Annotated in this window: 14 protein-coding genes; 12 read left to right on the forward strand and 2 right to left on the reverse strand. The window is 70.1% G+C overall.

The window, feature by feature from the left end; translation table 11 throughout:
* The first annotated feature begins 1 nt into the window (after position 1).
* From AB0M87_RS20235 to AB0M87_RS20275, 9 genes are all read left to right on the forward strand, one after another.
* On the forward strand, positions 2–646 hold the full coding sequence (locus AB0M87_RS20235; RefSeq protein ID WP_365854718.1) for a riboflavin synthase: 645 nt from the start codon (positions 2–4) through the stop codon (positions 644–646).
* Positions 643–1,296 carry a nicotinamide mononucleotide transporter family protein gene (locus AB0M87_RS20240; RefSeq protein ID WP_365854720.1) on the forward strand — a complete coding sequence of 218 codons (654 nt, stop codon included), beginning with the start codon at positions 643–645 and terminating at the stop codon, positions 1,294–1,296. The genes AB0M87_RS20235 and AB0M87_RS20240 overlap by 4 nt, the downstream gene beginning before the upstream one ends.
* Complete coding sequence (locus tag AB0M87_RS20245; protein ID WP_365854722.1) at positions 1,293–2,576, forward strand: bifunctional 3,4-dihydroxy-2-butanone-4-phosphate synthase/GTP cyclohydrolase II; 1,284 nt, start codon at positions 1,293–1,295, stop codon at positions 2,574–2,576. Before AB0M87_RS20240 ends, AB0M87_RS20245 begins: the two co-directional genes overlap by 4 nt.
* Positions 2,577–2,592: 16 nt before the next feature.
* Positions 2,593–3,078: a 6,7-dimethyl-8-ribityllumazine synthase gene (gene ribH / locus AB0M87_RS20250; RefSeq protein WP_365854724.1), complete on the forward strand. Its 486-nt coding sequence runs from the start codon at positions 2,593–2,595 to the stop codon at positions 3,076–3,078.
* 34 nt (positions 3,079–3,112) lie between these two features.
* On the forward strand, positions 3,113–3,385 hold the full coding sequence (locus tag AB0M87_RS20255) for a phosphoribosyl-ATP diphosphatase (protein ID WP_365854726.1): 273 nt from the start codon (positions 3,113–3,115) through the stop codon (positions 3,383–3,385).
* A gap of 67 nt (positions 3,386–3,452) precedes the next feature.
* The gene (hisG, locus tag AB0M87_RS20260) at positions 3,453–4,301 is read left to right on the forward strand and encodes an ATP phosphoribosyltransferase (protein ID WP_365854728.1); all 849 of its coding nucleotides are present in this window, start codon (positions 3,453–3,455) and stop codon (positions 4,299–4,301) included.
* A 47-nt stretch (positions 4,302–4,348) separates the two neighbouring features.
* On the forward strand, positions 4,349–4,804 hold the full coding sequence (locus tag AB0M87_RS20265; protein ID WP_365854731.1) for a PH domain-containing protein: 456 nt from the start codon (positions 4,349–4,351) through the stop codon (positions 4,802–4,804).
* Positions 4,805–4,989: 185 nt separating this feature from the next.
* Positions 4,990–6,333 carry a hemolysin family protein gene (locus tag AB0M87_RS20270; RefSeq protein WP_365854733.1) on the forward strand — a complete coding sequence of 448 codons (1,344 nt, stop codon included), beginning with the start codon at positions 4,990–4,992 and terminating at the stop codon, positions 6,331–6,333.
* Positions 6,330–7,418, forward strand: coding sequence for a hemolysin family protein (locus tag AB0M87_RS20275; protein ID WP_365854735.1), 1,089 nt, complete (start codon positions 6,330–6,332; stop codon positions 7,416–7,418). The genes AB0M87_RS20270 and AB0M87_RS20275 overlap by 4 nt, the downstream gene beginning before the upstream one ends.
* 13 nt (positions 7,419–7,431) lie before the next feature.
* On the opposite strand, the gene AB0M87_RS20280 is transcribed toward AB0M87_RS20275, so the two are convergent.
* Together AB0M87_RS20280 and AB0M87_RS20285 are read right to left on the reverse strand one after the other, a co-directional pair.
* A complete protein-coding gene (locus AB0M87_RS20280) occupies positions 7,432–9,315 on the reverse strand; it encodes an AAA family ATPase (protein WP_365854834.1) in 1,884 nt (627 codons plus the stop codon).
* Between the two features lie 428 nt (positions 9,316–9,743).
* Positions 9,744–10,325 (reverse strand): hypothetical protein, encoded by a 582-nt coding sequence (locus AB0M87_RS20285; RefSeq protein ID WP_365854737.1) that lies wholly within the window; start codon positions 10,323–10,325, stop codon positions 9,744–9,746.
* Between the two features lie 172 nt (positions 10,326–10,497).
* Here AB0M87_RS20285 and AB0M87_RS20290 point away from each other — a divergent pair, with 172 nt between their 5' ends.
* The 3 genes from AB0M87_RS20290 to AB0M87_RS20300 all read left to right on the forward strand — a co-directional run bounded on the left by AB0M87_RS20290 (position 10,498) and on the right by AB0M87_RS20300 (position 14,030).
* A complete protein-coding gene (locus AB0M87_RS20290; protein WP_365854739.1) occupies positions 10,498–11,883 on the forward strand; it encodes a peptidase C39 family protein in 1,386 nt (461 codons plus the stop codon).
* Between the two features lie 128 nt (positions 11,884–12,011).
* On the forward strand, positions 12,012–12,668 hold the full coding sequence (locus tag AB0M87_RS20295) for a TetR/AcrR family transcriptional regulator (RefSeq protein ID WP_365854741.1): 657 nt from the start codon (positions 12,012–12,014) through the stop codon (positions 12,666–12,668).
* Between the two features lie 189 nt (positions 12,669–12,857).
* On the forward strand, positions 12,858–14,030 hold the full coding sequence (locus AB0M87_RS20300) for an acyl-CoA dehydrogenase family protein (RefSeq protein WP_365854743.1): 1,173 nt from the start codon (positions 12,858–12,860) through the stop codon (positions 14,028–14,030).
* Positions 14,031–14,085 lie beyond the last annotated feature (55 nt).

Raw genomic sequence — 14,085 nt, forward strand, 5'->3', positions numbered from 1 at the left:
CGTGTTCACCGGAATTGTCGAAGAACTGGGTGAGGTCACCGCCGTCGAGGACCTCGGCGACGCCTCCCGCTTCCGCCTGCGCGGACCCGTCGTCACCGACGGCGCACAGCACGGCGACTCGATCGCCGTCAACGGCGTCTGTCTCACCGTGGTCGACTTCGGCAGCGGCGAGTTCACCGCCGACGTCATGGCCGAGACGCTCGACCGCTCCAGCCTCGGGGCGCTCGAGGTGGGCTCCCGCGTCAACCTGGAGCGGCCGATGGCGCTCGGCGGCCGGCTCGGTGGGCATCTGGTCCAGGGTCATGTGGACGGCACCGGCACCATCGTCGAGCGCAAGCTCTCCGAGAACTGGGAGATCGTGAAGGTCTCGCTGCCCGCCGGCCTCACCCGCTACGTCGTCGAGAAGGGCTCCATCACCGTCGACGGGGTCAGCCTCACCGTGGTCGACGCGGGCCCCGACCACTTCACCATCAGCCTCATCCCGACGACCCTCGCGCTGACCACGCTCGGCATCAAGCAGCCGGGCGACCCGGTCAACCTGGAGGTCGACGTGCTCGCCAAGTACGTCGAGCGGCTGCTCGGCGCCGGCGCGGTGCCCGGCGTCCCGGCGGGCTCCGCCACCGGCATCGGAGGACAGACCGCATGAGTGCCCTGTCCTGGCTGAACACCGAAGCCTTCACCGCCGTCGGCCAGCACATCATCTGGTCGGACATGCTCGGCAACACCATCGGTCTCGCAGCTCTCGCCCTCGGCTGGCGGCGGTCCATCTGGACCTGGCCCGCCCAGCTCCTGTCCGGGCTGATCCTCGTCGCCGCCAACGTCTCGGTGCAGCAGGCGGGTGGCGTCGGCAAGCAGCTCGTGGTCATCGCGGTGGCGGTCTGGGGCTGGCAGCGCTGGAGCTCCGGCCGGCAGCAGGCCCAGGACGGCGCCGTCGCCGTCCGTTTCGCCCGCCTCCACGAGCGCGGCTACCTCCTGCTGGGCGCCGCCCTCGGAACCCTCGCGGTCGGTGGCCTGTTCACCGCCTTCCCCTCGCTCTCCTGGAGCCCGTGGGCGGACGCGTACATCTTCGTCGGCACGGTGGTCGCGATGGTCGCCCAGGCGCGCGGCCTGGTCGAGTTCTGGCTCGCCTGGCTGCTTGTCGACCTGGTCGGCGTACCGCTCAACTTCCACAGCGGCCTCGCCTTCTCCGGCCTCATCTATGTCGTCTACGGCGCGCTCGTCCTCTGGGGCCTGCGCGACTGGTGGCTCCGCTCCCGTACGAGCCCCGAGCCCGCCATCGAAGGAGTAGCAGTATGACTGCGCAGCCCGTCTGGTACTCGACCGACAACACCGAGGACCTCTCCCTCGACCCCGTCGAGCAGGCCGTCCGCGACATCGCGGCAGGCCGTCCCGTGGTGGTCGTCGACGACGAGGACCGGGAGAACGAGGGTGACCTGGTGATCGCCGCGGAGATGGCGACCCCCGAGATCATCGCCTTCATGATGAGCGAATGCCGCGGTCTCATCTGCGCGCCGATGGAAGGCGCGGAGCTCGAACGACTCGATCTGCCGCAGATGGTCACGCACAACACCGAGTCCATGCAGACGGCCTTCACCGTCTCCGTCGACGCGGGCACCGCACACGGCGTCAGCACCGGCATCTCCGCGGCGGACCGGGCCACCACCCTTCGGCTGCTCGCCGGCGGCCGGGCCGAGGCCGGGGATTTCGTACGGCCCGGACACGTCTTCCCGCTGCGCGCCAAGGCCGGCGGCGTGCTGGTGCGCAACGGGCACACCGAGGCGGCCGTCGACCTGGCCAGGCTGGCCGGCCTGCGACCGGCCGGCGCGATCGTCGAGATCGCCGGCGAGGACGGCGTGATGCTGCGGCTGCCCGAACTCATCCCGTTCGCCCGCAAGCACGGCCTCACGATCATCTCCATCGAGGACCTGGTCGCCTACCGCCGCAGCTCCGAACCGACGGTCCGCCGCGAGGCCACCGTCCAGCTGCCCACCGTCTTCGGTGAGTTCACCGCCTACGGGTACCGCTCGACCGTCGACGGCATCGAACACGTCGCCCTGGTGCACGGCGAGATCGGCGACGGCGAAGACGTTCTGGTCCGGGTGCACTCCGAATGCCTCACCGGCGACATCTTCCGCTCCCAGCGCTGCGACTGCGGCCCCCAGCTGGAAGCCTCCATGGCCCGCATCACCGACGCGGGCCGCGGTGTCGTCGTCTACCTGCGCGGACACGAGGGGCGCGGTATCGGCCTGCTCTCCAAGCTGCGCGCCTACGAACTGCAGGAGCGCGGCCGGGACACGCTGGACGCCAATCTCGAACTCGGGCTGCCCGCCGACGCGCGCGACTACGCGGCCGGCGCCCAGATCCTGGAGGACCTCGGGGTGCACAGCCTGCGGCTGATGACCAACAACCCCGAGAAGACCGCGGCGCTCGTCGAGCACGGCCTGACCGTCACCGAGCGGGAGCCGATGCCCATCAAGGCGGGCGAACACAATCTCCGGTACCTGCGGACCAAGCGGGACCGGATGGGACACGACCTGCCCTGGCTGGACAACGCGTCCGCCTGCGGCAACCAGTAAGAGCAGAGGGAGAAGAATGAGCGGCAAGGGCGCACCCGAACTCACCGTGAAGAACTGCGGCGACCTGCGCGTGGCCGTGATCGCGGCCCAGTGGCACGAGAAGGTCATGGACGGACTCGTCGACGGCGCGCTGCGCGCACTGCGCGAGCTGGGCATCGACGAACCGACCCTGCTGCGCGTGCCGGGCAGCTTCGAGCTGCCGGTGGTCGCCAAGGTCCTCGCGGGACGCGGTTACCACGCCATCGTCGCCCTCGGCGTCGTCATCAGGGGCGGCACACCGCACTTCGACTACGTGTGCCAGGGCGTGGCCAACGGCCTCACCCAGGTCTCCGTCGAAACCGGGGTCCCGGTCGGGTTCGGCGTACTGACCTGCGACACCGAGGAACAGGCGCTGGACAGGGCGGGCCTGAAGGGCTCCAACGAGGACAAGGGGCACGAAGCGGTCACCGCCGCCGTGGCCACCGCGACCACACTGCGCACCGTCAGCGAACCCTGGCACTGAGTACGGGCGCGGACCCCGTATTCTGAGCACCATCATGGCGAACAAAACCTTCGAAGAGCTCTTCACCGAGCTCCAGCTCAAGGCCGCCGACGGCGACCCCTCCACCTCCCGTACCGCCGAACTGGTGGGCAAAGGCGTGCATGCCATCGGCAAGAAGGTCGTCGAGGAGGCCGCCGAGGTCTGGATGGCCGCCGAGTACGAGGGCAACGAAGCCGCCGCCGAGGAGATCTCGCAACTGCTGTACCACGTCCAGGTGATGATGGTCGCCCGCGGGATCTCGCTCGACGACGTCTACGCCCATCTCTGAGCACGGCCCTCCCGCACCACCGAACAACCCTGCCGTTGAACCCCGCTACCTAAGGAAACCGACCCACATGCTGCGCATCGCCGTCCCCAACAAGGGTTCACTCTCCGGGCCTGCGATGGCGATGCTCCATGAGGCCGGCTACCAGCAGCGCAAGGAGTCCAAGGAGCTCGTTCTCGTCGACCCCGAGAACGAGGTGGAGTTCTTCTACCTGCGCCCGCGCGACATCGCGATCTACGTCAGCTCGGGCAAGCTCGACATCGGCATCACCGGCCGTGACCTGCTGCTGGACTCGGGAGCGAGCGCGGAGGAGATCCTGGAGCTCGGCTTCGCCCGCTCCACCTTCCGCTACGCCACCAAGCCCGGCACGGCGCAAGGTCCCGACGACTTCGGGGGACTGACGATCGCCACGTCCTACGAAGGCATCGTCGCCAAGGACCTCGCCGACCGGGGGATCGACGCCTCCGTGGTGCACCTCGACGGGGCGGTCGAGACCGCCATCGAGCTGGGGGTGGCCCAGATCATCGCGGACGTGGTGGAAACCGGCACGTCGCTGCGCAACGCCGGTCTCGGCGTCATCGGGGAGCCGATCCTGAAGTCCGAGGCCGTCGTCATCCGGCGGACCGGCGCCGGGACCGAGGAGCCGAAGGTGCAGCAGTTCCTCCGGCGGCTGCAGGGCGTGCTGGTGGCCCGCAGCTACGTGATGATGGATTACGACTGCCGGGTCGAGCACCTGGAGCAGGCCGTGGCCCTGACACCCGGCCTGGAGTCGCCGACGATCTCTCCGCTGCACCACGAGGGCTGGGTCGCCGTCCGTTCCATGGTCGCCGCCAAGGAGGCCCAGCGGATCATGGACGGCCTGTACGAACTGGGCGCCCGGGCCATCCTCACCACGGCCATTCACGCCTGCCGCCTCTGACCGTCCGCACGACCAGGCCCACGACCAGCCCGAAGGACGCACAGAGCATGACCGCCCCCGTCGAACCTCCTCCGCTGCCGGCCACCTTCCGGCCGACCAGCACCCGGATCGTCCTGCTGACCGTGGGGACGGTCATGCTGGTGGTTCTCTGCTGGATCTCCGTGGCACTCGACACCCTGACCACGGGGGAGCGGGTCAGCTTCATCGTCACCGCACTGGTGTTCTTCGGCGTACTGGCCCTGCTCAGCCGGCCCAAGGTGGTGGCCGACGAGGACGGCGTCACTGTCGTCAACCTCACCTCCCGGCGCAGGCTGGAGTGGGCGGAGATCCTGCGGGTCAATCTGCGGCCGGGCGACGCCTGGGTCTTTCTCGACCTCAGCGACGGCACCACCCTGCCGGCCCTCGGTATTCAGCCCGGCATCGGCAGGGACCGGGCCATCAGGGACGCCCGCGCGCTGAGCGCCCTGGCGGAATCCCGCGGCACGGGCACACCCAGGCGCTGAGCCCCTGCGCCCGGACGCCGCTTGTTGATTACTCTGGTGGGCGGCGGCGCTCCGAGCGCCCCGCCCCGCACCCTGTGGCCCACGTGGTCCGCGGGGCCACCCCTGCGACATGAGGAGTGACTCCTTCCAGCAATGGACGGATCGTCCGGTAGTACCTGCGCCGCCCCCCATCCGGAGGCGGCGGCATGATGATTCCGCTACTGCTCCTCGGAGCAGCTTTTCTTCTGATCCTCGCCAACGGATTCTTCGTCGCGGCCGAATTCGGCCTCGTCACCGTTGAACGGGCGGACGCCGAGGGCGCCTCCGCCGCCGGCGACCGGCGCGCCCGTAAGGTCGTCGGAGCCCTCCGCGAGCTCTCCTTCCAACTCTCCGGCACCCAGCTCGGTATCACCATCACCTCGCTGGTGGTGGGCATGCTCGCCGAGCCCGCGCTGGCACAGCTGCTCACCGGACCACTCACTGCCACCGGACTGCCCGAAGGGGCCGTCTCCGGGATCAGCGTCGTCGTCGGCATGATGCTGGCGTCGGCCGTGCAGATGGTGATCGGCGAGCTGGTACCGAAGAACTGGGCGGTCTCCAAGCCGCTTCAGGTGGCCAAGGTCGTCGCCGGGCCCCAGCAGCTCTTCTCGGCCGCCTTCCGGCCGGTGATCGCCCTGCTCAACACCGTCGCCAACCGGCTGGTGCGGGCGCTCGGGGTGGAACCGGCGGACGAGCTGGCCTCGGCCCGCACCCCCGGCGAGCTGGTCTCGCTGGCCCGCCACTCGGCGCAGGCGGGCACGCTGGAGCAGGACACCGCCGACCTGTTCGTACGGACCCTCTCGCTGGCCGGGCTCACCGCCCAGCACGTGATGACGCCCCGGGTGAAGGTCAGCGCACTGCAGTCGTCGGCCACAGCCGCGGACGTACTCAACCTCACCCGGGCCACCGGACTCTCCCGGTTCCCCGTCTATCGGGAGCGTATCGACGAGGTCGTCGGCATGGTCCATCTCAAGGACGCCCTGGCCGTGCCCCCGCACGACCGGCAGCGGACCTCGGTGAGCCGGGTCGCGGTGACGCCGCTGCTGGTGCCCGAGACGCTGCCCGTACAGCAACTGCTCGAGCGGCTGCGTACCGAACAGCCGATTGCCGTGGTGGTCGACGAGTACGGCGGAACCGCCGGGGTGGTCACCCTCGAGGACATCATCGAGGAACTGGTCGGCGAGGTCAGGGACGAGCACGACGGCGCCGACGCCGACCGTCCCGAACTGGCCGCTGTGCCGCCCGAGGACGGCCGGCCGGCCTGGGAGGCCGACGGCAGCTGCCGGGTGCTCACCCTGCGGCGGATAGGTTTCGAAGTGCCCGAAGGGCCCTACGAGACCGTGGCGGGGCTCGTCGCCGACCTGCTGGGCCGCATCCCCGCCCCCGGCGACCGTGCGGAGCTGCCCGGCTGGCGGCTCTCGGTGCGCCGGGTCGACCGCTACCGGGCCGAACGCGTGCGGCTGGTCCGCACCACGGACGTACCCGCCGGTCTCACGGAGGGCGTGCGATGAGCGTGCTCCAGCTTCTCTTCGCGTTGCTGCTCGTGTTCGCCAACGGATTCTTCGTCGGCGCGGAGTTCGCCCTCGTCTCGGTGCGTCGCAGCCAGATCGAGCCGCTCGCCGCGGAAGGTTCGGCACGCGCCCGCAGGGTGCTGCACGGCCTGGAGAACCTGCCGCAGATGATGGCGGCCGCCCAGTTCGGCATCACGGTGTGCTCACTGACTCTCGGCGCGGTCGCCGAGCCGACCGTCGCCCACCTCCTCGAGCCGGTCTTCGCGGCGGCGCGGCTGCCGCACGAGGTGATCCATCCGCTCGGCTATGTCATCGCGCTCGCGTGCGTCGTCTCCCTGCATCTGATCATCGGCGAGCTGGTCCCGAAGAACCTCGCCATGGCGGCCCCGGAGAAGACCGCGCTCTGGCTCAGCCCCGGCCTGGTCGGCTTCGCGGGACTGTGCCGACCGGTGACGGCTGCCCTCGGCGCGTGTGCCCGGCTGGTGCTGAAGCTCTTCGGCGTCGAACCCAGGGACGAGGTCGAGGCCGTCTTCACCAGCGAGCAGCTCAACCGGCTCGTCGAGGACTCCGGTCAGGCCGGCCTGCTGGACTCCGAGGCCCAGGAACGACTCGAGGACGCGCTCGAACTGGGCAGCCGGCCGATCGCCGACGTGCTGATCGCCCGAGCCGAGCTGATCACGGTCACCCCCTCGGTCACTCCCCAGCAGATCGAGGAACTGACCGTGCGCACCGGATACTCCCGCTTCCCGGTCTGCGCGGACGGCGGCGCCTTCATGGGCTACCTGCACGTCAAGGATGTGCTCGACCTGGAGGAGCGGGACCGCGCGGTGCCGCAGCAGGTGTGGCGCCCGATGACCACTCTGCGCGCGGAGCTTCCGCTGGACGAGGCCCTGGCGGTGATGCGCAGGGCTGCCACCCATGTGGCGCAGGCCGCGGACGGCTCGGGCAAGGTGCTGGGGCTCGTGGCACTGGAGGATGTGCTGGAGATGCTGGTCGGGGAGGTACGGGACCCTGCCCACCGGGACGTCGCGGGGCAGGTCTCCGCCCCGCGCCTGGAACAGGCCGAACAGGCCCTGGCAGGCTGATCACCTTGCCCCCTCACACCCCCGGTGGCTCCTGGGACCCCCGGCCCACCGGCCCCCGCCCGGACAGCACCTCTCCGTACGCCTGCATGAGATCCGGCAACCGCAACGTGGCCAGATCGTTCCGATCGGGCACCCCCGCGTACCCCGACAGCCGCAAATCCCGGTACGCACAGCTCTTCTCGTACAGCGTGCGGAGGAACCGTCCATTGCCCAGTTCATCGATCCAGCCCTGGTCCACCACATGCCCGGCGATCGAGCGCAGCTCGTCCAGCGACTCCTCGTCCCAGACGTCCCCGTTCTCGGTGGCGAGCACCGTGCCGATGGCGGTGAGTTCCAGCGGACGGTAGCTGGGGAAGTCGACCCGGGTGGTGAAGCGGGAGGACAGCCCGGGGTTGGTGGCGAGGAGACGGTCCATACCCTCGGGGTAGCCGGCCAGGATGACGACCAGGTGGTCCCGGTTGTCCTCGGCGCGTTTCAGCAGTACCTGCAGGGCCTCGTCGCCGTAGGCGTCGCCCTTGCTGTAGCCGGAGTTGGAAAGGCTGTACGCCTCGTCGACGAACAGCACCCCGCCCAGCGCCGAGTCGATCAGCTCGTTCGCCTTGACGGCGGTCTGCCCGAGGAACTCGCCCACCAGGTCCGCCCGCTGGGCCTCCACCAGGTGGTCCCCGCCGAGCAGCCCCAGGGCGTAGAAGACCCGGCCCAGGATCCGGGCGACGGTCGTCTTCCCGGTGCCGGAGGGGCCCGAGAAGATGAAGTGGCGCTTCGGGGGCTGCACGGGCAGGCCCTCCCCGGTCCGCAGACGCGCCATGTTGAGCTGTGCCGACAGGGCCTTGACCTGACGCTTCACCGGCTCCAGGCCCACCATGCGCTCCAGCTCGGCCAGCGCCTCGGCGAGCAGCTCGGGGTCGGTCGGACCGGTGGGAAGTTCAGCGGTGAACGGCTCCGCGAGGAAGACATCCCGGTCGCGCGCCCGGTCGGTCGGCGCCGGACCGACGAGCGGGTCGCTGCCGGGACGCAGCTCCCGGCCCTCGACCGGATCGCCCTCCACGAGCGTCCCCTCGGCCTGCCCGTCCACCGTGTCCTGGCCGCAGCCGGCCAGCGAGACCGCCGCATAGTCCGCGGTCTCGTCGTACCCGTCCCCCTCGGAAATCGCCGCCAGTCGTGCCGAGGTGTCCATGAACGCGGGATCGACCCGGTGGACGGCCCGGTACAGCGGCAGGGCGGCCGCGCTGCGTCCGGTGCCCTCGTGCGCACGGGCCAGCCAGTAGCGCAGCTCCTTGCGCTGCGGCTGCTCGCTGCGGCAGCGCATCAGCGCGGCGGACAGCAGCGGCTCGGCCTGGCCGTACATCTCCAGACGGACCCGCGCCATTCCGCCGAACAAACCTGCCTCGATACCCAGCAGCGGGTCGTTGACCAGGGTCGCGGTGTGGCGCACCAGCCGCTCCCAGTCCTTGGCGAGGTAGGCGCGGCAGGCGTGCAGGAACCGCACCTGGGGGTCGGTGTCGACCGGGGGCAGTCCGGCGAGAGCCCGGTCGAGCTCGGGCACATGGCGGCCGTCGAGCCAGTGGGAGGCGTGGGCCAGCAGCAGATCGCGCGGACTCTCCAGTACCGGCTGCACCCACCAGCCCAGCCAGTACCAGGAGTTGAGCGCACGTCTCAGCCGGGAGCGCTGTTCGCCGAACCGTTCCCGGTGGCGGAACATCCGTAACAGCGCGGTGGTGGTGTCCACCCGCAGAGCGTGCAGCCCGAGCCAGCCGTCAGCCATGCCGGGATCGAGCCGCACCGCGGTCCTGAACTCCTCCTCGGCCTGCGGGTACGCGCCCATCGTGTAGGCGTCCACACCGCGCAGCCAGGCGAGATCGGCCGGGGCCCCAGTGCCCTGCATGCCGAAATCCATCACGTCCCCCACAGACCGTGTCCCCGTACCGTGCCGCCGGGCTCAGCGCCCTGCGGCCTGTGAACCGCCGTGCAGCGGACGGGAATTGCCGGTGCCGCCCGAAGGGCATCGTACCTGCGCAGCGGCCCTCTACCGAAGAGCGCCGGGGGAGTGGATCAACGTGTGCGCCACTTGCGGATGGTGACCGAGGGTGATCGCTCAGTGGGGCGGAGCGGCCGGTCGAGGAACAAATGAGCAGAACGAAGCCCCCGGTCACGGGGGAACAACCGGGGGCTTCGCGTCTGCGTCAGCTCCGAAAAGCCGCACATTGAGAACGTAAGACCTGTACGGGCCCTGGGTCAAGCGGAGTTGAGGCACTCGAAGGGAGGTTTTCCGCCGGGTCCGGCTCCCGCGGAGAGCCGGTCACGATCTGTCACGCATTGGCTCGCTCACGCTGTCACTGAGGGGTTCCGGAGCACCTCATATCCCATGGGGAACTCGTACACCAGGAAGTGCGCGAATGGCCGGGAAGGGTCCTCGGCGAAGTGCCGGGTTTCCGCAGCGGTCCACCCGTCCCAGAAGTCCCTGAGCCCGGGGCCGTCCCGGTGACGGCCGCGCTGCCACGACCCCTCGGCGTCCCGGTCCATCCAGAGCAGCCGTGCGAGATGCGGGCGCAGCGCCCGGCGCCCGGCACCCACTCCCTCGAGAATGACGACGTCAGCGGGGTGCAGGGTCCGTGCCGGCCCGAAGCGGCGCAAGGTCCAGTCGTACGGCGTGTACCGAGCGGCATCCCCCCGGGCGAACGGGCACAGCACCTGGGACCGCAGCCGCTCCGTCCAGTCGAACGGCTCCTGATGGGTGGCCAGGTCGTCCAGATGCAGTACAGGCGCTCCGTTCAGCGCGTCGGCCAGCTTGGCCGAGAAAGTGCTCTTCCCCGAGCCCGCGTGGCCGTCGACCGCGATCAGTCGAACGGGCCCGCAGGAGGCGGGCAGTTCACGGACCGCAGCCGCCAGGCGATCAAGGTCTTTCATGGGGTCAGCCTAGGAGCTGATGGCCGCGTCGCAGGTCACGCCAGTGGTCGATACCAATATTGGTGGCAAGACGCGAGGGGAATCACTGGCAGAAGTGCGCCGGTAGCCGCAATAGTTGCTCCACTGCCGTGCAGCTGCCGCCCCATCCGTACTCGACTGGGGGTCCACCACAGTGACCAGTTCAACTCCGCGCAGAACCGTGCTCGCCGCCGTACTCGCGGCCGCTGCGGGCACCGCCGCGGCCACCGCCGTGCCCGCGTCCGCGGCCGCCCCGACCGCGCCGGACAGCGAGGCCGTCCCGGCCGCGGCCAACGAGAAGACCGCACCTCCGCTCGTGGACAACAGTTCCTGGACCTCGTACACCGACTGGCGCTTCGGCGCCGCGTCAGGCACCGGAGCCATCGCCGGCCGGCGCCCCGGGCTGGTGATCGACACCCCCGCCGGCCGCACCGACTACACCGATCCGCATACCGGGAAGACCGCCACCTGGGAGTACGCCACCTGGACCTCTCCGGTCCATCACTCCCGCGTCCCCGCCACCGAGGTCATCGCCTCGTGGAACGCGCACACCCCGGCGGGCACCTGGCTCCAGGTCGAACTGTGCGGCACCTACACCGACGGCACCGCGACCCCCTGGTACGTGATGGGCCGCTGGGCGTCCGGCGACACCGACATCAGGCGCACCTCGGTCGACGACCAGAGTGACGGCAAGAGCTCCATCTGGACCGACACCTTCTCCATCGACGACGCCGCGAGCGGGCTGCGGCTGACCTCCTACCGGCTCCGGCTGACCCTCCACCGCAGGCCGGGCACCCGGCTCACCCCCACCGTCTGGCGGCTCGGTGCGATGGCCTCCGACATCCCGGACCGTTTCACCGTGCCGGCTTCCTCGCCGCATCTCGCGCGGGAGCTGCGCGTGCCGCGGTTCTCGCAGGACGTCCACGACGGGCAGTATCCCGAGTACGACGGTGGCGGCGAGGCGTGGTGCAGCCCCACCTCCTCCTCGATGATCATCAAGTACTGGGGCCGTGGGCCGACCGCAGCGGACCTCGCCTGGGTGAACCCCGCCTATCCGGATCCCGAGGTCTGCCAAGCGGCACGCTACACCTACGACTACCAGTACGAAGGGTGCGGCAACTGGCCGTTCAACGCGGCCTACGCGGCGAGCTATGAGGACATGAGCTCCGTTGTCACCCGGCTGTCCTCGCTCGCTGACCTGGAGACCCTGATCCGTGCGGGCATCCCGGCCATAACGTCCCAGTCGTTCCTCAAGGAGGAACTGACCGGCGCCGGATACGGCACCTCGGGGCATCTGATGACGGTGATCGGCTTCACGGCCGAAGGCGACGTGATCGCCAACGACCCCGCCTCACCCAACGACGATGCGGTGCGGCGTGTCTACCGGCGGGCCGAATGGGAGACCATCTGGCTCCGCACCAAGCGCCACAACGCGTCCGGCGCGGTGGTCTCCGGAACGGGTGGCGTCTGTTACGTGTACTGGCCGGCCCACCCGACACCCGCCCAGCGGTGTGCTCTGGCGGCCGTCGGAATCCGCTGAACCGGCGAACGGCCCCCGCGGCGTGACCACGCTCCCAGCCGCGGGAGCCGCATCCGCACCCAGGGGGAGGCCCGCCACGCGGAGGTCCGCCGTGCGGTGGTTCTGACATACTTCGGAATCCTGCGGCAGTGGGGGACCGGCTCAAGGTGAACAGCAGCCAACAGCGGACGACCGAGCGATCGCAGCTTCGTCGCGCAGAACTGATTACGACCGGGCGGAAACTGTTCGCTGACACCTCCTACGACGCGTTGTCGATGGACGACATCGCCCGGCACGCGGGGGTCGCGAAAGGGCTCATCTACTACTACTTCAAAAGCAAACGCGGCTACTACTTCGCCGTCGTCGAGGACTCGGTGGCCGGACTCCTCGTCCGCGCGGCGAGCGACACCCAGCTGCCCGGGGCCGATCGTGTGCACCGCACCATCGAGGGTTACCTGCTCTACGCGCAGCATCATCAGGCGGCCTTCCGCACCATCGTCACGGGTGGGGTGGGCTTCGACACCCAGGTGCAGGCGCTGCGCGACGCGGTACGCGAGGAACTCATCGCCACCATCGCGGAGGGCGCCTATGGTCACCGCGAGATCCCCCTGCTGGCCAGGCTCGCCCTGCTCGGCTGGCTGAGCGGCGTGGAGGGGGTCACCCTCGACTGGCTGAACCACCCGGAGCTGGCCCGCGAGACCGTCCGGACGATGCTGGTCAGGATGCTCCGTCACACCCTGGACACCATCGGCGAACTGGTACCGGAATGCCCGTCGCCGCCTCCCTCGGTCCGAGCCGCACCATGAGAGCCGGGGCCGGCGACCCTGGCCCCCGTGACGGGAGTCCGCCGATCGGGCATACTCAAGCCGCCACAGCCTCTGGTCAGGCCCTTCCGCGATCCGGGCGGGCAGCATCGGCTGAGGCGAGACCCGGCAGCGCTGCCACACCCTGGCTGCGCGCATGCCGCAGCGCCCGACAGGGAGGAGAGCGTCGCCATGCCCGACCACGCCCCGCAAGTGGTGGACCGTCAGCTGCCCACCGAGGAGTCCCGGGACCTGATCGCGCTTGTGCGTGACATCGTCCAGCGGGAGATCACGCCCGGCGCGTCCGCCGAGGAACACAACGGACACTTTCCGCGTGAGGTCTTCGCGCTGCTCTCCGAATCAGGGCTACTGGGCCTTCCGTACGCCTCCGAGTTCGGCGGCGGCGATCAGCCGTACGAGGTCTATCTCCAGGTTCTCGAAGAGCTGGCCGCCGCCCGGCTCACGGTCGGTCTGGGTGTCAGCGTGCACTCCCTGGCCTGTCATGCCCTCGCCCGTTTCGGGACCAAGGAGCAGCAGGCCACACACCTCCCGGCCATGCTCGGCGGCGGACTGCTCGGCGCCTACTGCCTCTCCGAACCCGCTTCGGGTTCCGACGCCGCGTCGCTGCGTACCAAGGCCGTACGGGACGGCGGGGACTGGGTGATCACCGGCACCAAAGCCTGGATCACCCACGGCGGTGTCGCCGACTTCTACACCGTCCTGGCCCGCACCGGTGGCGAGGGCGCCCGGGGCATCTCGGCCTTTCTGGTGCCGGGGGACGCCGCGGGGCTGACCGCCGCGTCGCCCGAGAAGAAGATGGGCATGAACGGCTCCCCCACCGCTCAGCTGCACTTCGACGAGGTCCGGGTGCCCGATGCACGGCGGATCGGCGAGGAGGGCCAGGGCTTCGCCATCGCGCTGTCCGCACTCGACTCCGGTCGGCTCGGTATCGCCGCCTGCGCCGTCGGAGTCGCCCAGGCGGCGCTGGACGAGGCGGTCCTCTACGCCACCGGGAGACAGCAGTTCGGCCGTCCCATCGCGGACTTCCAGGGGCTGCGCTTCCTGCTCGCCGACATGGCCACGCAGATCGAGGCGGGCCGTGCCCTCTACCTGGCCGCCGCACGGCTGCGGGACGCCGGGCGTCCCTTCTCCCGGCAGGCCGCCATGGCCAAGCTCTTCTGTACGGATGCGGCGATGCGGGTGACCACCGATGCCGTCCAGGTGCTCGGCGGGTACGGGTACACCGTGGACTTCCCGGTGGAGCGGTTCATGCGGGAGGCGAAGGTGCTGCAGATCGTCGAGGGCACCAATCAGATCCAGCGGATGGTCATTGCCCGCCACCTCGCGGGTCCGGAATCGCACTGAACTGCCCGACCCGGACAGTGGACGCGGTCAGCCGTGTCCACTCCGGGTCGCGACG

Origin of the sequence: Streptomyces sp. NPDC051320 (assembly GCF_040682175.1) — a bacterium.
Classification (GTDB): Bacteria; Actinomycetota; Actinomycetes; order Streptomycetales; family Streptomycetaceae; genus Streptomyces.

What these genes read in the sequence shown, in the direction of transcription:
- AB0M87_RS20240 (WP_365854720.1), top strand. Translation starts at nt 643, where the DNA reads ATGAGTGCCCTGTCCTGGCTGAACACCGAAGCCTTCACCGCCGTCGGC.
- AB0M87_RS20245 (WP_365854722.1), top strand. Translation starts at nt 1,293, where the DNA reads ATGACTGCGCAGCCCGTCTGGTACTCGACCGACAACACCGAGGACCTC.
- ribH (WP_365854724.1), top strand. Translation starts at nt 2,593, where the DNA reads ATGAGCGGCAAGGGCGCACCCGAACTCACCGTGAAGAACTGCGGCGAC.
- AB0M87_RS20255 (WP_365854726.1), top strand. Translation starts at nt 3,113, where the DNA reads ATGGCGAACAAAACCTTCGAAGAGCTCTTCACCGAGCTCCAGCTCAAG.
- hisG (WP_365854728.1), top strand. Translation starts at nt 3,453, where the DNA reads ATGCTGCGCATCGCCGTCCCCAACAAGGGTTCACTCTCCGGGCCTGCG.
- AB0M87_RS20265 (WP_365854731.1), top strand. Translation starts at nt 4,349, where the DNA reads ATGACCGCCCCCGTCGAACCTCCTCCGCTGCCGGCCACCTTCCGGCCG.
- AB0M87_RS20270 (WP_365854733.1), top strand. Translation starts at nt 4,990, where the DNA reads ATGATGATTCCGCTACTGCTCCTCGGAGCAGCTTTTCTTCTGATCCTC.
- AB0M87_RS20275 (WP_365854735.1), top strand. Translation starts at nt 6,330, where the DNA reads ATGAGCGTGCTCCAGCTTCTCTTCGCGTTGCTGCTCGTGTTCGCCAAC.
- AB0M87_RS20280 (WP_365854834.1), bottom strand. Translation starts at nt 9,315, where the DNA reads ATGGATTTCGGCATGCAGGGCACTGGGGCCCCGGCCGATCTCGCCTGG.
- AB0M87_RS20285 (WP_365854737.1), bottom strand. Translation starts at nt 10,325, where the DNA reads ATGAAAGACCTTGATCGCCTGGCGGCTGCGGTCCGTGAACTGCCCGCC.
- AB0M87_RS20300 (WP_365854743.1), top strand. Translation starts at nt 12,858, where the DNA reads ATGCCCGACCACGCCCCGCAAGTGGTGGACCGTCAGCTGCCCACCGAG.